Origin of the sequence: Microbacterium tenebrionis (assembly GCF_903645325.1) — a bacterium.
Lineage (GTDB): Bacteria > Actinomycetota > Actinomycetes > Actinomycetales > Microbacteriaceae > Microbacterium > Microbacterium tenebrionis.
Genome location: NZ_CAHJXQ010000003.1, coordinates 300,609 through 316,309, shown reverse-complemented (window position 1 = coordinate 316,309; position 15,701 = coordinate 300,609). Strand labels below are relative to the sequence as shown.

15 protein-coding genes and 1 tRNA gene are annotated in these 15,701 nt (G+C 68.3%); 11 read left to right on the top strand and 5 right to left on the bottom strand.

What is annotated here, in order from left to right:
• A partial coding sequence (locus tag HWX58_RS07695; protein WP_175986577.1) for an NAD(P)-dependent oxidoreductase occupies nucleotides 1-1,211 on the top strand: 1,211 nt, incomplete at its 5' end.
• A 45-nt stretch (nucleotides 1,212-1,256) separates the two neighbouring features.
• On the opposite strand, the gene HWX58_RS07690 is transcribed toward HWX58_RS07695, so the two are convergent.
• Nucleotides 1,257-1,814, bottom strand: a complete 558-nt coding sequence (locus tag HWX58_RS07690; protein WP_175986575.1) for a TetR/AcrR family transcriptional regulator — start codon at nucleotides 1,812-1,814, stop codon at nucleotides 1,257-1,259.
• A 57-nt stretch (nucleotides 1,815-1,871) separates the two neighbouring features.
• Here HWX58_RS07690 and HWX58_RS07685 point away from each other — a divergent pair, with 57 nt between their 5' ends.
• From HWX58_RS07685 to HWX58_RS07645, 9 genes are all read left to right on the top strand, one after another.
• On the top strand, nucleotides 1,872-3,407 hold the full coding sequence (locus HWX58_RS07685) for an MFS transporter (protein WP_175986572.1): 1,536 nt from the start codon (nucleotides 1,872-1,874) through the stop codon (nucleotides 3,405-3,407).
• A gap of 64 nt (nucleotides 3,408-3,471) precedes the next feature.
• Nucleotides 3,472-4,521 (top strand): 3-isopropylmalate dehydrogenase, encoded by a 1,050-nt coding sequence (locus HWX58_RS07680; RefSeq protein ID WP_175986569.1) that lies wholly within the window; start codon nucleotides 3,472-3,474, stop codon nucleotides 4,519-4,521.
• A 43-nt stretch (nucleotides 4,522-4,564) separates the two neighbouring features.
• Nucleotides 4,565-5,659, top strand: a complete 1,095-nt coding sequence (locus tag HWX58_RS07675; RefSeq protein ID WP_175986567.1) for a branched-chain amino acid aminotransferase — start codon at nucleotides 4,565-4,567, stop codon at nucleotides 5,657-5,659.
• A 186-nt stretch (nucleotides 5,660-5,845) separates the two neighbouring features.
• Nucleotides 5,846-6,820, top strand: a complete 975-nt coding sequence (locus tag HWX58_RS07670; RefSeq protein WP_175986564.1) for a hypothetical protein — start codon at nucleotides 5,846-5,848, stop codon at nucleotides 6,818-6,820.
• Between the two features lie 146 nt (nucleotides 6,821-6,966).
• On the top strand, nucleotides 6,967-7,743 hold the full coding sequence (locus HWX58_RS07665) for a fumarylacetoacetate hydrolase family protein (RefSeq protein ID WP_175986562.1): 777 nt from the start codon (nucleotides 6,967-6,969) through the stop codon (nucleotides 7,741-7,743).
• Nucleotides 7,740-8,996 carry an MFS transporter gene (locus tag HWX58_RS07660; RefSeq protein WP_175986559.1) on the top strand — a complete coding sequence of 419 codons (1,257 nt, stop codon included), beginning with the start codon at nucleotides 7,740-7,742 and terminating at the stop codon, nucleotides 8,994-8,996. The genes HWX58_RS07665 and HWX58_RS07660 overlap by 4 nt, the downstream gene beginning before the upstream one ends.
• The gene (locus HWX58_RS07655) at nucleotides 8,993-9,763 is read left to right on the top strand and encodes a class I SAM-dependent methyltransferase (protein ID WP_175986556.1); all 771 of its coding nucleotides are present in this window, start codon (nucleotides 8,993-8,995) and stop codon (nucleotides 9,761-9,763) included. Before HWX58_RS07660 ends, HWX58_RS07655 begins: the two co-directional genes overlap by 4 nt.
• 31 nt (nucleotides 9,764-9,794) lie before the next feature.
• Nucleotides 9,795-11,300, top strand: coding sequence for a glutamate--tRNA ligase (gene gltX / locus HWX58_RS07650; protein ID WP_175986553.1), 1,506 nt, complete (start codon nucleotides 9,795-9,797; stop codon nucleotides 11,298-11,300).
• A 94-nt stretch (nucleotides 11,301-11,394) separates the two neighbouring features.
• Nucleotides 11,395-11,466: transfer RNA gene (locus HWX58_RS07645), tRNA-Gln, on the top strand.
• 210 nt (nucleotides 11,467-11,676) lie between these two features.
• Here HWX58_RS07645 and HWX58_RS07640 read toward each other — a convergent pair.
• Nucleotides 11,677-12,534, bottom strand: a complete 858-nt coding sequence (locus tag HWX58_RS07640; RefSeq protein WP_175986550.1) for a 3-hydroxyacyl-CoA dehydrogenase — start codon at nucleotides 12,532-12,534, stop codon at nucleotides 11,677-11,679.
• Entirely contained in the window at nucleotides 12,531-12,980 is a 450-nt protein-coding gene (locus tag HWX58_RS07635; protein ID WP_175986548.1) for a MarR family winged helix-turn-helix transcriptional regulator, read from the bottom strand. The genes HWX58_RS07640 and HWX58_RS07635 overlap by 4 nt, the downstream gene beginning before the upstream one ends.
• Nucleotides 12,981-13,076: 96 nt before the next feature.
• Between HWX58_RS07635 and HWX58_RS07630 the strand changes: the two genes are divergently transcribed.
• Complete coding sequence (locus tag HWX58_RS07630) at nucleotides 13,077-14,060, top strand: DNA topoisomerase IB (RefSeq protein ID WP_175986545.1); 984 nt, start codon at nucleotides 13,077-13,079, stop codon at nucleotides 14,058-14,060.
• A 3-nt stretch (nucleotides 14,061-14,063) separates the two neighbouring features.
• On the opposite strand, the gene HWX58_RS07625 is transcribed toward HWX58_RS07630, so the two are convergent.
• Both HWX58_RS07625 and HWX58_RS07620 read right to left on the bottom strand, forming a co-directional pair.
• Nucleotides 14,064-14,948, bottom strand: coding sequence for a M23 family metallopeptidase (locus tag HWX58_RS07625; protein WP_250646144.1), 885 nt, complete (start codon nucleotides 14,946-14,948; stop codon nucleotides 14,064-14,066).
• Nucleotides 14,949-15,324: 376 nt separating this feature from the next.
• Nucleotides 15,325-15,528, bottom strand: coding sequence for a cold-shock protein (locus HWX58_RS07620; RefSeq protein WP_175986543.1), 204 nt, complete (start codon nucleotides 15,526-15,528; stop codon nucleotides 15,325-15,327).
• Nucleotides 15,529-15,701: the final 173 nt, after the last annotated feature.

The window sequence follows — 15,701 nt, the reverse complement described above, 5'->3', positions numbered from 1 at the left end:
GCGCCTACACGGGGACCGAGCTGTTCGAGAAGACCCTCGGCATCGTCGGGCTCGGCCGCATCGGCGCGCTGGTGGCCGCGCGCATGCAGAGCTTCGGCATGAAGGTCGTCGCCTACGACCCCTACGTCACGACCGCCCGTGCACAGCAGCTGGGCGTCGAGCTGCGCACCCTCGACGAGCTCGTCGCCGAGGTCGACTTCCTCACGATCCACATGCCGAAGACGCCCGAGACCACGGGCATGATCGGCGCCGCTCAGTTCGCGGCCATGAAGCCGTCTGCATACGTCGTCAACGTCGCGCGCGGTGGCCTGATCGACGAGGTGGCGCTGCGCGAAGCACTCGTCGCCGGCGAGATCGCCGGAGCCGGCCTCGACGTGTTCACCTCCGAACCGCCAGCCGAGGGCGGATCGGCCCGCGAGCTCCTCGAGCTGCCGAACGTCATCGTCACCCCGCACCTCGGGGCCTCCACCGATGAGGCGCAGGAGAAGGCCGGCATCTCGGTCGCGCGCTCGGTCAAGCTCGCCCTCGAGGGCGATCTCGTGCCGGATGCCGTGAACGTCGCCGGTGGCGTCATCGACCCGTTCGTCCGCCCGGGCATCGCCCTGGTGGAGAAGCTGGGACAGGTCTTCAGCGGCCTCGCCGGCTCCGCGGTCACCACGCTCGACATCGAGGTCCGCGGCGAGCTCGCCGACTACGACGTCAGCGTCTACAAGCTCGCGGCGCTCAAGGGAATCCTCTCGAACGTGGTCAGTGAGAACGTCTCGTACGTCAATGCCCCGCTCTTCGCCGAGCAGCGCGGCATCGAGGCGCGGCTCATCGTCGAGAAGGACAGCCCCGAGTACCGCAACCTGACGACGCTGCGCGGGGCTCTCGCTGACGGCACCGTCCTCACTGTGGCGGGCACCCTCGCCGGAACGCGCATGGTGCAGAAGATCGTCGGCATCAACGGTCACGACATCGAGGTGCCGATCGAGACCAACCACATCGTGATGCAGTACCTCGATCGTCCTGGCATCGTCGCCGTCTACGGCCAGAAGTTCGGCGACGCAGGCATCAACATCGCGGGCATGCAGGTCGCGCGTCGCGCGGCAGGCGGCGAAGCGCTCACGGTCCTCACCGTCGACTCCCGGGTGCCCGATGAGCTGCTCGCCGAGGTCGGCGCCGCGATCGAGGCGAGCGTCGTCAAGCAGATCGAGGTCGCCGAGGTCTGACCCGGCGCGCCCGTTCAGGGGGCGTCATGAAGGTTCAGAGGTCCGTCATGAGACGGCCCTCTGCACGAGAGCAATGAGCTTCTCCAGCTCCGCGCCTCTCGGCACGGGGCCTGCGAGGCCGCTTCCCTCGGCGCCCGCGGTGTCGAGCGCGTTGTTGTAGTAGAGGCCGTCGCTGACGAGCATGACCAGATCGAGCGCGGTCTGGTCGCGCACGTGCGGGCGCAGGGCCTCAGCCCAGGACTCGCGCACCCGCCTGAGGGCGTCGGATGCGGCGGCCGCTCCGCCCTGCGCGATGCGCGATGCTGCGACGAGGACGCGGTCGAGCGCGGTGTCCTCCATGATCGACGTGCGGAGGAAGTACGCGACGGCGCCGTCCGGGGCCGTCGCCATGCGGTCGAGGTCCTCGCGGGCGGCGACTTCGAGGCGATCGAGGAGTCCGGCGACCAAGTCGTCCTTGGATGCGAAGTGGTAGAGCAGGCCGCCCTTGGAGACGCCTGCGGCCTTCGCCGTCGCATCCAGCGTCGCGGCTCGCTCGCCGTCGTCGATCAGGAGCGTCTCGAATGCGTCGAGTACCCGTTCGCGGGCGAGAGGAGGTCGGGGCATATCTGTTACTATACCAGCCGGACGGTTTAGTAACGACCACGGATGACAGGAACGAGCATGACGCAGACGGCACCGATCCAGGTGACCACGACCGACGGCCCACGCGCTGGGGCCCGCGGCTGGTGGGCGCTGATCGTCCTGATGCTCCCCGTGCTGCTCGTGTCGGTGGACAACACGGTGCTGAGCTTCGCGCTGCCGGAGATCTCGCTCGCGCTCGCCCCGACTGGTGCGGAGCAGCTCTGGATCATCGACGCGTATCCGCTGGTCCTGGCGGGACTGCTGGTGACGATGGGCACGCTGGGCGACCGCTTCGGTCGCCGCCGGATGCTCCTGATCGGTGCCACCGGGTTCGCCGCAGTCTCCGCACTGGCGGCCTTCGCGCCCACGGCAGGGCTGCTGATCGCGGCGCGCGTCCTGCTCGGCTTCTTCGGGGCCATGCTCATGCCGTCGACCCTGTCGCTGCTGCGGTCGATCTTCCAGAACCGCGATCAGCGCCGGATGGCGATCGCGGTCTGGGCGTCCGCGTTCTCGGCAGGAGCGGCACTCGGCCCGATCGTCGGGGGCTTCCTCCTCGAGCACTTCTCCTGGGGGTCGGTCTTCCTCCTCGCCGTGCCCGTGCTGATCCCGCTCCTCATCGCGGCTCCGCTGCTCGTCCCGGAGAGCCGCGACCCGGCTCCGGGGCGCATCGACCCGATCAGCATCCTGCTTTCGATGGGTGCGATGGTGCCGATCGTGTACGCGATCAAGTCCGTCGCGGTCGACGGTGCGACGCTCATCGCGGCCGCGTGCGTCGCGCTCAGCGTCGTGCTCGGCTTCCTGTTCGTGCGGCGTCAGCTGCGCGCCACGACGCCGATGCTCGACATGGCACTGTTCCGGCGCGGCACGTTCTCGGGAGCCATTCTCGTGAACCTGCTCAGCGTCGTCGCGCTCGTCGGATTCCTGTACTTCGTGTCGCAGCATCTGCAGCTGGTCATCGGTCTCACTCCGATGATGGCGGGGCTCGCGCTGGTGCCGGGGATGCTCGCCATGATCGTCGCCGGTCTCGTCATCGTGCCGATCTCGCGCAGCGTCCGCCCATCGGTCGTCGTTCCCGCCGCCCTCGTGTTCTCGGTCGTGGGGTATCTGCTCGTCGCGTTCGCTTCCGACGAGCACGGCATCCTGGCGCTCGTGATCGCGTTCGTCGTGCTCGGCATCGGCATCGGCGCGGCGGAGACCATCTCGAACGAATTGATCCTCTCGAGCGCACCGCCTGCGAAGGCGGGAGCAGCGAGCGCCGTCTCCGAGACCGCATACGAGCTCGGAGCGGTGCTCGGCACCGCCGTGCTCGGCGGGATCATCACCGCGCTGTACCGCGACGCGCTCGTGATCCCGCCGGGAGTTCCGGCGGAGATCGCGTCCGGAGCGCGGGAGACGCTCGCCGGCGCCTACGGTGCGGCGCACGAACTCGCGGAGCCGCTGCGCACGCAGCTCTGGGATGCCGCGGCATCCGCCTTCGAGTCTGGGATCACCCTCACCTCGCTGATCGGCGCCGGCCTCGTGATGGCGGCGGGGGTTATCGCCGCCGTCACACTGCCCACGCCCCGTTCGCACTGACCAGTACGCTGGGGGGTACCCGCGCCGTCGTCGTACCGCGGGTTTCCCGAGGCAAGGAGTGCGCATGTCGCGTGTCGTGAAGCTGGCCGTCATCCCCGGTGACGGCATCGGTCCCGAGGTCGTCGCCGAGGCGGAGAAGGTGCTCGACGCCGTCACCGCGAACAGCGATGTCGCCTTCGACAAGACCCGCTTCTCGCTCGGAGCCGCGCGTTACCTGGAGACCGGCGACACGCTGACCGACGAGGACCTCGACGCGATCAAGGCGAACGATGCGATCATCCTCGGCGCCGTGGGCGGCACGCCGGGCGACCCGGCGTTGAAGGACGCGAACATCGAGCGAGGTCTGCTTCTGAGGCTCCGTTTCACGCTCGACCACTACGTGAACCTGCGTCCCTCCAAGCTCTATCCCGGTGCGGCCGGACCGCTCGCCGACCCGCGCGAGATCGACTTCGTCGTCGTCCGCGAGGGTACAGAGGGTCCGTACGTGGGCAATGGCGGCGCCATCCGTGTCGGAACCTCGAACGAGGTCGCCAACGAGACGAGCGTCAACACCGCCTACGGCGTCGAGCGCGTCGTCCGCTACGCGTTCGAGCTCGCCGAGCGTCGTCGTCAGCAGCTCACCCTGGTGCACAAGACGAACGTGCTCGTCCACGCAGGAGGCATGTGGCAGCGCATCGTGAACGAGGTGGCAGGGGAGCACCCCGGCGTGGCCGTAGACTACTTGCACGTGGATGCGGCGACGATCTTCATGGTCAGCAACCCCAGCCGCTTCGACGTTATCGTCACCGACAACCTCTTCGGCGACATCCTCACGGATCTGGCAGGCGCCGTCACCGGTGGCATCGGCCTCGCTGCATCGGGCAACATCAACCCCGACGGCACGTTCCCCTCGATGTTCGAGCCCGTTCACGGTTCGGCGCCCGACATCGCAGGCCAACAGAAAGCCGACCCCACCGCGGCGATCCTGTCCGTCGCCCTCCTGCTCGATCACCTCGGGCTCCGCGAGGAATCGGCCCGCGTGACCAGCGCGGTCGAGGCGGACATCGCCGAACGGCTCGGCTCTCGAACCACCACTGAGGTGGGCGACGCCATCATCGCCCGGCTCCAGGCGTAACCTGGACGCACGCGAGCGCCGCCCGCAACCCCGCAGGAGAGAGATGACAACGACCGAAACCGAACTCGCACCGCTCGAGTTCGCCGTGACCAAGAACCTCGCAGCGAAGTCCGCAGCCGAGCGCGAGGAGATCCTGAAGAACCCGGGCTTCGGCACAGTGTTCACCGACCACATGGTCGACGTGTGCTGGTCGGCCCGCGGCGGATGGCATCGTCCGCGCGTGCAGCCCTACGGCCCGATCGCACTCGACCCCGCCGCCGCCGTGCTGCACTACGGTCAGGAGATCTTCGAGGGCATCAAGGCCTACCGGCACGCAGACGGGTCGATCCACACGTTCCGTCCCGACCAGAACGCCGCCCGCCTGCAGCGCAGTGCGCGGCGCATGGCGCTGCCGGAGCTGCCCGCCGAGTACTTCCTGCAGTCGATCCGCGAACTGATCGCCGTCGACGGCGCCTGGGTGCCGTCCGGAGAGGACCAGAGCCTGTACCTGCGGCCGTTCATGTTCGCGAAGGAGGCGTTCCTCGGCGTGCGCCCCGCGCAGAAGGTCGCCTACTACGTGATCGCGAGCCCGGCGGGTTCGTACTTCAAGGGCGGCGTGCAGCCGGTGCGCATCTGGCTGTCCGAGAATTACGCCCGCGCGGGCAAGGGCGGCACGGGTGCGGCCAAGACCGGCGGCAACTACGCGTCGAGCCTTCTGCCGCAGGCCGAGGCGTACGAGAAGGGCTGCGACCAGGTGGTCTTCCTCGACCGGGACGGCAACGTCGAAGAGCTCGGCGGAATGAACGTCGTGTTCGTCTACAAGGACGGCCGCATCGTCACCCCCGACTCCGACAGCATCCTCGAGGGCATCACCCGCAACTCGCTGCTGCAGCTCGCGGAGGACCGCGGCCACACCGTCGAGCGCCGGCCGGTGTCGCTCCAGGAATGGCGCGACGGCGTGGCGTCCGGCGACATCGTCGAGGTGTTCGCCTGCGGCACGGCCGCTGTCGTCACGCCGATCGGCGCCCTCGTGACCGCTGCGGGCGAGGAACCGCAGCCGTCCGGCGAGCTCGCGCTCTCGCTGCGCGAAGAGCTCACCGACATCCAGTACGGCCGCCGCGAGGACAAGCACGGCTGGCTCTACCGCCTGGACGCCTGACCCCACGCCCCACAGACCTCTCCTGGTCTACAAGACCCCGTCGTATTCACGTCGATACGACGGGGTCTCGTCGTTCCCGAGAGGTCTGTGGTGGGACTTTCTCTGCACAGGCGGCCCGGAATGCCGGAACGCGGATCGGGCTGTGGAGGAACCGCACGGGCACTCACGATCTGTGACGATCGCGGCATGAGGAAGAGGATCGAGTTCGCCGAGGCAGCCGCTCTGCTGCGCACGCGCTCGGAACTGCTGGATGCCGGAATCACGGAGCGGGGTCTCGAATCTCTCGTGAACGTGGGGATGCTCGTCCGGGTTCACCGTGGGCAGTACGTCGATGGCCCGACATGGGACGCGCTGTGGGAGGAAGGGCGCCATCTGCTGCGCGCCATCGCCTTCGCACGGGTGAGCCCGGACGCCGTGTTCGCGCACGCATCGGCAGCTGCGCTGTGGGGATTGCCGTGGTACGGCGGACGCGACGACTTCGTGCACGTCCTGATCGCAGGAACTCGGCATTCTCGTCGTTCAGACGGGGTGATGAGGCACGCCCTCAAAGTGACGGCTGACGACATCGTGGTCAAGCACGGGTTGAGGTGCACATCGCTCGCACGAACGGTCTACGATCTGGCGCGGACGCTCTCGCCAGAGGCTGCGATCTCCGCCGGTGACGCGGCCCTCGGGCACGTCGCGGTGTCGCGACGCGTTCAAGACGAGGAGAAGGCAGCGGCATGGCGCGAGGAGCTGAGGATCATGGCCGCTTCACGGGCACGCGGAGCAAAGACTGCACGCTGGGTCGCCGCCTTCGCCGACGGGCGCGCGGAACTCCCGGGTGAGAGCATCAGCCGGCTTCGGCTTCACACACTCGGATTCCAGAATGTGGCGCTGCAGGTCCACGTCGTCGGGTCGACCGGGCGCGATTACTATCTGGACTTCGGGTTCACCGGATGCCGCGTGTTCGGCGAGTTCGACGGTGATGCGAAGTACCTCGAACCCGAGCTGCGGGCGGCCTCCACGCCGCAGGACGCCGTGCTTGCCGAGAAGCAGCGTGAGGATGACGTGCGCGGCGTCACGGGGTGGGGTTTGGTTCGATGGGGCCACAGCCACATCGGCACCGCCGAGACGCTCGGTGCTCGGCTCGCCGCCTTCGGCATCCTCCCTCCCGGGTGACTAGCGAGCCCCTGCCTGCGTCTGAACCCCCGCTACAGACCTCTCGGGAACGACGAGACCCCGTCGTATTCACGTCGATGCGACGGGGTCTCGTCGACCAGGAGAGGTCTGTGATGTGCGGGGGGAGAGGTCGATAGGCTGGACGGGTGAAGATCGCCCGGTTCAGCCACAACGACGCCATCCAGTACGGGATCCTCGACGAGCAGGAGCTGGTGGTCCTCGCCGGCGATCCGATGTTCGCCGGATTCGAGACGACGGGGGAGCGCGTCCCGCTCGCGGATGCGGCGCTTCTGGCCCCGGTGATCCCGCGTTCCAAGGTCGTGTGCGTCGGCAAGAACTACCACGACCATGCGGCCGAGATGGGCGGCACCGCTCCCGAGGAGCCGCTCCTGTTCCTCAAGCCCAACACCGCGGTCATCGGCCCCGGTGACACGATCGTTCGTCCGGCCCTGTCGGAGCAGACCGACCACGAGGGCGAACTCGCCGTCGTGATCGGACGCATCGCCAAGAACGTCCGCGCGGCAGACGCGCTCGACTACGTCTTCGGCTACACCGTGGCGAACGACGTCACCGCGCGCGACTTGCAGCGCAAGGACGGTCAGTGGACGCGCGGCAAGGGCTTCGACACCTTCTGCCCGCTGGGCCCCGTCATCGAGACGGAGTTCGACGATGCGGATGCCACGATCCAGACCCGCGTGAACGGCGAGGTGCGTCAGAGCGCTCCGCTGAGCGAGATGATCCACTCGGCGGCGGACATCATCGAGTACGCCTCTGCCGTGTTCACCCTGCTCCCGGGCGACGTCATCCTCACCGGGACGCCGGCGGGCGTCGGGCCCTTCGTCGCCGGCGACACCGTCGAGGTCGAGGTCTCCGGCATCGGCATCCTGCGCAACGCCGTGCGCGACGCGCTGCCCGTCGCATGACGGTCCCCACAGCCGAGCAGCAGCAGGCGGTGCAGCGACGCACGGTCGCGATCCTCTCCGCCGGCCAGGTGCTCGGCGGCATCGCGTTCGGCGCGACGGTGTCGCTGGGCGCGCTGCTGGCCGCCGACATCTCCGGCGACGACGCGCTCTCCGGACTCGCCACGGCATCCGTCACGCTCGGTGCGGCGCTGTGCGCGATCCCACTGGCGCGCCTCGCGACGAAGCTGGGGCGCCGGCGCGCGCTGACCCTCGGCAACCTCTTCGCCCTGGTCGGCATCGGCATCGTGATCCTCGCCGCGGGGCTCCGGGTGTTCCCGCTGCTCCTGGTCGGCATCGTGCTCATCGGCGCAGGCAACGCCGGCAATCTGCAGTCGCGCTTCGCCGCGACCGACCTCGCCAGTCCGCGGCACCGCGGCCGCGACCTCTCGGTCGTCGTCTGGGCGACCGCCGTCGGGGGAGTGGCCGGCCCGCTGCTGCTGGGGCCGGGCGAGGTCGTCGGGCAGGCGATCGGGATGCCGCCGCAGACCGGCTCGTACCTGTTCTCGCTGATCGCGCAGACGGCGGCGTTCGTGCTCTACGTCGTGGCCCTCCGCCCCGATCCGCTGCTTCTCGCCCAGCGCATCATGGCGGCCGGCGCCGACCAGAACGCGGTGGAGGAGCGCCGCGATCACCCGGTCGCGGCGCGCTACGCGATGTTCGCGATCGCGGCCTCGCACGTGACGATGGCCTCGGTCATGGCCATGACGCCGATCCACCTCGCGCACATGGCGCACGGGGCGCATGGCGGGCACGCGACGCCGGCGGACATCTCGTCGCTGGTCGGCGTCACGATCGCCATGCACGTCGCCGGGATGTACGCCCTGTCACCGGTGTTCGGCATCCTTGCCGACCGATGGGGACGCCTGCAGGTCGTCCTGCTCGGGCAGGGGCTGCTCGCCGCATCCCTGCTGTTCGCGATGTTCGTGAACGATCAGGCATGGGGCGTGATGGTCGCGCTGATCCTGCTCGGGCTGGGCTGGAGCGCAGCCACGGTCTCGGGTGCTGCGCTGCTCACCGAGGCGACCGCCCCGGGGTTGCGCACGCGGAGGCAGGGCCGCAGCGACTCTCTCATGAGCTTCTCGGCCGCCGGTGGTGCCGTGCTCGCGGGGCTGATCCTGTCGAACTTCCAATTCGGCGGACTGGCTGTGGCGGCATCCGTCCTGGTCATCGCGATCGTCGTCACCTCGCCACTGGGCCGGATGCGCGCCGCATGAGGGCATGGAGCGGCGTCGGCGCGGCCTACGCCGCGTCCTACGCCGATCTGTGCGCTGGCACAGGGGACGCGATCATCCGGGCACTGGGGCCGGCGCGCTCCCGCCCGCTCCTCGATGTCGGGTCCGGGACAGGCGCACTCGGCGCTCTGCTCGCGGACGCCGGCTGGACCGTCACGGGATGCGAGCCCGAGCAGACGATGCGCGAGGTCTCGGCCCTGCAGCATCCGGAGCTCGACGTCCGTGACGGTGCCCTTCCGTCGTTGCCGTTCCCGGATGCCTCGTTCGACGCGGTGACCGCCAACTTCGTGATCAATCACGTTCCCGATCCGCGCGCGTCGGCCAGCGAGATGGCCAGAGTCGCAAAGGCCGACGCGACCCTCGTCGCCACGATCTGGACGGTGTCGCCGTCGTGGTTCTGGGCGGCCGTCTGCGAACGCGCCGGCTTGACGCCGAGACCAGGACAGCGACTTCCGGCCGACAAGGACTTCGAGCGCTCCGCAACAGGATTCGGCAGGATGCTGTCGGAAGGCGGCTGGCACGCGGTCGAGGTGTCGGAGATCACCTGGGCATGGCACGCACCCGTCGCCGCGCTGTGGGCATCCGCCGAAGGCGGTGTCGCGTCCGCCGGTGCGTTCTACCTCGCACTCGGTGCAGGCGATCGAGAACTCTTCCGGCAGGCGTTCGACGCGTACTGCGAGGAGAACGCCGAAGACGGCGCCGTCATCCTCGAGCACACGGCGGCCGTGGCCGTCGGGCGGGCCCGTTGAGGAGCACGCGCACGCGTAGGATTGAAGGGCTATGGTTACCCCGCATCCCCTCACCACGACCGCATCCGGTTCCGACGTTCGTGTCCGCTTCTGCCCGTCCCCGACGGGGCTTCCGCACGTCGGCCTGATCCGCACCGCCCTGTTCAACTGGGCGTACGCGCGCCACAACGGCGGCAAGCTCGTCTTCCGCATCGAGGACACGGATGCCGCGCGCGACAGCGAGGAGAGCTACCAGCAGCTGCTCGACGCGCTGCGCTGGATGGAGATCGACTGGGACGAGGGCGTCGAGGTCGGCGGGCCGCACGCCCCGTACCGGCAGTCGCAGCGCCACGACATCTATCGCGAGGTCATCGACAAGCTGCTCGCCGCAGGGGCCATCTACGAGAGCTTCTCGAACGCGGAGGAGATCGACGCGCGCAATGAGGCGAACGGGCGCGCCAAGCAGCTCGGCTACGACAACTACGACCGCGATCTCACGGATGAGCAGAAGGATGCCTTCCGCGCTGAGGGGCGCCAGCCGGCGCTGCGCCTGCGCGTGCCCGACGAGGACCTCACCTACGTCGACCTCATCCGTGGCGAGGTGACCTTCCCCGCCGGTTCCTTCCCGGACTTCGTCGTGGTGCGGCCCAACGGCATCCCGCTGTACACCTTCGTCAACCCCGTCGACGACGCGCTCATGGGCATCACCCATGTGCTGCGCGGCGAGGACCTCATGCCGTCCACGGCCCGTCAGCTGGCCCTCTACGCGGCCCTGATCGACGCCGGGGTGACGACGTTCGTCCCGCGCTTCGCCCACATGCCGCTCGTGCTCGGCGAAACCGGCAACAAGAAGCTCTCCAAGCGCGATCCGCAGGCCGACCTGTTCCTGCACCGCGAGCGCGGCTTCATCCACGAGGGGCTGCTGAACTATCTCGCACTTCTCGGCTGGTCGATCGGCCCTGATCGCGATGTGTTCTCGCTGGAGGAGTTCATCTCCGCGTTCGACATCGCCGATGTGAACCCGAACCCGGCCCGCTTCGATCAGAAGAAGGCCGAGTCGATCAACGGCGACCACATCCGGATGCTGGGGGAGAAGGACTTCGCCGAGCGCACGATCCCGTACCTCGCTGCGGCCGGTCTGTTCGACGAGCCCACGCACGAGCAGCTGGTGCTCGCGTTCCGCGCGGCTCCGCTCGTGCAGGAGCGGGTGCAGCTGCTGGGCGACGTCCCCGGAATGCTCGGATTCCTGTTCGTCGACGAGGTCTCCTACGAGGCCGACGCGCTCAAGGGGCTGCCGGCCAACGCGGCCGAGGTGCTGGACGCCTGTGTGGCGGCCGTGGAGCCTGTCGACGAGTTCACGCCGGAGAAGATCCAGGATGCCCTCTCGAGCGCGCTCGTCGAGAAGCTCGAACTCAAGCCCCGCATCGCCTACGGCCCGCCGCGGGTCGCGATCACCGGCCGCCGCGTGTCGCCGCCGCTGTTCGAGTCGATGGAGCTGCTCGGCAAAGACGAGTCGCTGCGGCGGTTGCGGGCCCTCGCGGATCACCTGCGCGGCTGACCGGCACGACGCGCCCGAGCCGTCCCTGGCGTTTTGGCGGCCTCGCCGAAGTCGGGTAGAGTAGTACCTCGGTGCGAAGCTCCGGTTTCGCCCTTGGGGTATGGTGTAATTGGCAACACGGCTGATTCTGGTTCAGTTGTTCTTGGTTCGAGTCCAGGTACCCCAGCAAGACAGATAGCCCCGGGATTCCGCTTCAAATGGATCACCGGGGCTCTTGCATTGGTGGGCGCGGATCGAACGATGTCCTCCGAAAACCTCCGGCGGCTGAGAGGGAGGCGCGCCGGTTGCTGCGAGATAAGAGGTCGGTCGATCGACGATGCCCGGATCACTGAGGAAGGTCAGTGATCCGGGCATCGTCGTCAGTGCCGAGAGGGGATCAACTCTCCTTCGGGTATGTGTAGAACCCCTCGCCGGTGGCGACGCCGAGCTTGCCCTTGTCGATGTACTGCTCCTTCAGCAGCTTGGCGAACGCCTGCTGCTTCTCGCCGCCGACGCTCGAGATGTTGTAGGCGGTCGTGAGTCCGACGATGTCATAGATCTGGAACGGGCCGGCCGGCGCCCCCGTCCCGATACGCCAGGTGGCGTCGATCGCCTCGGGCTCGGCGATCCCGTCGACGAGGAGTTCGGCTGCGGCGTCGAGGAACGGCACGAGGAGGGAGTTCAGCAGGTAGCCGGACTTCTCCTTCTTGATGTCGATCGGAACCATGCCGATCTGCTCGGCGAAGGCGATGACGGCGGCGCGGACCTCCGGGGACGTCGCCGGCGTGCCCATCACCTCGGCCGTGTTGTGCGACCAGATCTCGTTCGCGAAGTGCAGAGCGAGGAAACGGTCCGGGCGTCCGGTCGAGTCGACGAGGTCGCTGGGCAGCAGGGTCGACGAGTTCGTCGCGAAGACGGTGGATTCCGGTGCCGCCTCGGCGAGCTTCCGATAGATGCCCTGCTTGAGCTCGAGGTTCTCCGGGACGGCTTCGATCACGAGATCCGCCGTCGAGGCCGCGTCCGCGAGGTCTGCGGTGAGTCGGATGCGTCCGACCGCGGCATCTGCCGCGCCGTCGGCAGCACCAGCCACGCCCTCGGCCACGTACCGCTTGGCCAGCCCGGCGAATCGTTCCGCGGCGCGCTCAAGAGCTGCGTCATCGATGTCGTATGCCACGACATCGAAGCCGTGGAACGCGGTCTGGAACGCGATCTGCGACCCGAGTACGCCCGTGCCGAGAACCGTGATGTTCTTCATGATCTCTCCTTCTTCGTCGCCCTTGTGAGGCTTTCCTTATTGAAACGCTCGAGATCGCGTGCGAAACGCGCGATCTCCGCATCGGACCATCCGGTCAGATGCTCGTCGATGACGCGCTGGAGCACTTTCAGCGTCTCGCGGTAGGCGTGCTCTCCGGCTTCGGTGAGCTCCAGGGGGCGACCGCGCCCGCCGGAGTCCGACCTTTCTCGCACCAGGCCGAGTCTCATGAGCCCTGCGAGCTGCCGTGACACCGTGGAACGGTTGAGGCGGAAGTCCTGTGCGATGTCCGTGGAGCGGACGCCTGGCCGTTCGGCGATGTACCCGACGATCGACTGGTCGGTGATCGACAGCGGTGTGCCGCCGCTACGGGCATCGGCCACTCCGCGCCGCGAGATCGTGACGAGTGAGCGAAGGATGTTGCTTCGATCGAGCTCCACGTCGTCCATCTCGCACCTCCTGCTGTATTGCCTAATGCAACGCTACGCTCTGCTGTTGCATTCCGCAACGGCAGGAATCCGGGCGGGAGCGTAAGCTTCGGCACTATGACCCGACGGCCCCGCCTCCCGATAACGCGCACCCATCGCGCGGGCGGCTTCGTCTACCGCGACGGACGGAAGACGATCAGCGCGAAGCGCGAGCTCGCGAGGATCGAGAAGCTTGCGATACCTCCGGCGTGGACGGACGTGGAGATCTCGCGGTCTTCGACCTCCAAGGTGCTCGCCAGAGGAATCGATGCCGCCGGCCGCACGCAGACGCTCTACGGGCCGGCCTTCCGCCGCAAGCAGGAGAGGGAGAAGTTCGCGCGGATCCTGCGCTTCGCCCAGCGTCTGCCGCGGCTGCGTAAACAGGTGGAGAAGGACCTGCGGCGCCGTCACCTTGGTGAGGACAAGGTCGTCGCCTGCGTGGTCAAGCTGATCGACCAGGAGTTCTTCCGCGTCGGCAACCCCGAGTACGCGAGAAAGAACGGGCACTACGGCGTCACGACGCTCAGACGCAAGCACACCGATGTCACCTCCCGCAGGGTCACGTTCGACTACGTGGGCAAGAGCGGCAAACGTCAGGTGAAGACCGTTCGCGATCCGCAGCTCGTCCGCCTGCTCGCCCAGCTCGAGCGGATGCCGGGGCACGAGATCTTCCGATTCTTCGACGAGGACGGCATCATCCGTGATGTCGATAGCAAGCGGGTGAACGCCTATGTCAAGCGCCACATGGGCGAGGAGTTCTCTGCGAAGGACTTCCGCACGTGGGGCGGCACGCTGCTCGCCACGTCTGCGCTCCTCGCGGTGGAGAGCCAAGATGACACCGCGGAAGCGACGATCATCCGCAATGTCGTTGCCGATGTCGCCGATCGGCTGGGCAATACCCCTGCGGTCACCAAGAACGCCTACATCGATCCCCGCGTGTTCGGCGCCTTCGAAGACGGAGTCACGATTCCCGAGGTGCGGGCGGCCATGTCGCGGATGCGCCCGCGCAAGCATCTCACGGTCGAGGAGCAGTGCGTGATGCAGGTTCTCCGAAAGCGCTGAGCTCTACTTCACGTTGGCCGACAGCCACGGCATCGGGTCGATCGGCGTGCTGTCGACGTGCACCTCGAAGTGCAGGCATGAGCCGAACACGTAGCCGGTCGAACCGACATCGGCGAGGTAATCGCCGGCCTTGACGCAGTCTCCCACCTCGACGGCGCGGCTGCCGTTGACCATGTGCGAGTAGACGGTGCTCACTGAACGGCCGTCGAGGACGCTCTCGATCTGGATCGTCACGCCGTAGCCCTGGTAGCTCTCGGTCGAGCGCGACACGCAGCCGTCCATCGCGGCGCGGATCGGTGTCCCCACCGGGGCGGCGAAGTCCTGTCCGAGGTGCGAACGGCCCGGGCGCGAGGCGCCGAAACTGTCAGTGAACGAGTATGTGCCCGCGGCCATCGGCATGACGACCTCGTCGGCGATCGGGATGTCTACGGCGCTGGCGAGCGGCATGCCGGCGGAGATCGCGGCGGCGACCGCCTTGGAACGGGTCTCCTCGATCTCCTGAGGGGTCGTCGCGGAGAAGTTGCCGCGCGGCGCGATTTCGGCACGGATCTCGTCGGTCGAGCTGTACGACTGCGTTTCGACGGATGCGGCTGTCGTGACGCTCACGCCGTCGGCCGCGGAAACAGGATCCGCTCCAGGGTTGAGGGCGGGGAGGGCGACGCCGGTGATCATCGCGCCGACGGCCAGCGTCGCGCCCAGGACTTCGCCTTCGCCCACGGGCGGCGATGCCCGGCGGCGCGGCGGACGGCCCGTGGCGCGGCCGGGGGAGCGGGTGGCGTGCGGGGCGCCGTGCGAGGTGCGGTACGTCGTGCCGTGCGGGATGCGGTGGGGGACGGCTTCGCGGACGCGGCGCCCTCCTGCGGCGCTGCGGGCTGCGCCTCCTGCCATGCGGCGATGGGCGCCGCCTCCTGCGGCGCGGAGACGGGCTGCGCCTGCGCGTCGGTTGCGGGCTGGGTCTGAGCCGCAACGGGCGCATCCTCGCGGGGGGCGTCAGGAGTGGACGACCGACGGAGGTCTCGGCGCAATCGCGGCCGAGGCGTGACGGGGGCGGGTTCCGAGGCGGATTCGGGCGCGCGCTCGGGCAGTGCAGAACTCGTGAGGGGATCCTTCCGGCGGAGCAGGAGTGCTCGTCGTCGATCCCTTCGGGTGGGACCGTTACCGTTCTGTAATGTACGTGTTGCCGGGGCGGTGAGTCAAGTCGGCGGGCACGCAGAGAGGCCCGGTCCCGCGGTCTCGCGAAGCCGGGCCTCTCGGAAAGCTCTTGTCAGAGCGGGCGAATGTTCGTCGCCTGGGGGCCCTTGGGGCCCTGCTCCGTGTCGAACTCGACCTTCTGCGCTTCCTCGAGGTTGCGGTAGCCGGACGACTGGATCGCGCTGAAGTGCGCGAAGACGTCGGCGGAGCCGTCATCGGGAGCGATGAAGCCGTAGCCCTTGTCGGAGTTGAACCATTTGACAGTGCCAGTGGCCATGCTGTGTTTCCTTCGGTGTTCGGTGGGCCGATCATCGACCCGTCAGCCGCGCGTTGAACCGGTGCGGCAGTGTCAGAATCTCCCGGAAAGCGGCGATGAAGCGGCGTGACAGGCCCGAGAGGGTAGGTAGATGAGGGCGGACGAACAGCTTCAGCCTAACCGATGGTCCCTCG

Bases quoted from the DNA above. Each gene is read 5' to 3' on its own strand.
- HWX58_RS07690 (WP_175986575.1), bottom strand. From the start codon at position 1,814: ATGCCCCGACCTCCTCTCGCCCGCGAACGGGTACTCGACGCATTCGAG.
- HWX58_RS07685 (WP_175986572.1), top strand. From the start codon at position 1,872: ATGACGCAGACGGCACCGATCCAGGTGACCACGACCGACGGCCCACGC.
- HWX58_RS07680 (WP_175986569.1), top strand. From the start codon at position 3,472: ATGTCGCGTGTCGTGAAGCTGGCCGTCATCCCCGGTGACGGCATCGGT.
- HWX58_RS07675 (WP_175986567.1), top strand. From the start codon at position 4,565: ATGACAACGACCGAAACCGAACTCGCACCGCTCGAGTTCGCCGTGACC.
- HWX58_RS07670 (WP_175986564.1), top strand. From the start codon at position 5,846: ATGAGGAAGAGGATCGAGTTCGCCGAGGCAGCCGCTCTGCTGCGCACG.
- HWX58_RS07660 (WP_175986559.1), top strand. From the start codon at position 7,740: ATGACGGTCCCCACAGCCGAGCAGCAGCAGGCGGTGCAGCGACGCACG.
- HWX58_RS07655 (WP_175986556.1), top strand. From the start codon at position 8,993: ATGAGGGCATGGAGCGGCGTCGGCGCGGCCTACGCCGCGTCCTACGCC.
- gltX (WP_175986553.1), top strand. From the start codon at position 9,795: ATGGTTACCCCGCATCCCCTCACCACGACCGCATCCGGTTCCGACGTT.
- HWX58_RS07640 (WP_175986550.1), bottom strand. From the start codon at position 12,534: ATGAAGAACATCACGGTTCTCGGCACGGGCGTACTCGGGTCGCAGATC.
- HWX58_RS07635 (WP_175986548.1), bottom strand. From the start codon at position 12,980: ATGGACGACGTGGAGCTCGATCGAAGCAACATCCTTCGCTCACTCGTC.
- HWX58_RS07630 (WP_175986545.1), top strand. From the start codon at position 13,077: ATGACCCGACGGCCCCGCCTCCCGATAACGCGCACCCATCGCGCGGGC.
- HWX58_RS07625 (WP_250646144.1), bottom strand. From the start codon at position 14,948: ATGGCAGGAGGCGCAGCCCGCAGCGCCGCAGGAGGGCGCCGCGTCCGC.
- HWX58_RS07620 (WP_175986543.1), bottom strand. From the start codon at position 15,528: ATGGCCACTGGCACTGTCAAATGGTTCAACTCCGACAAGGGCTACGGC.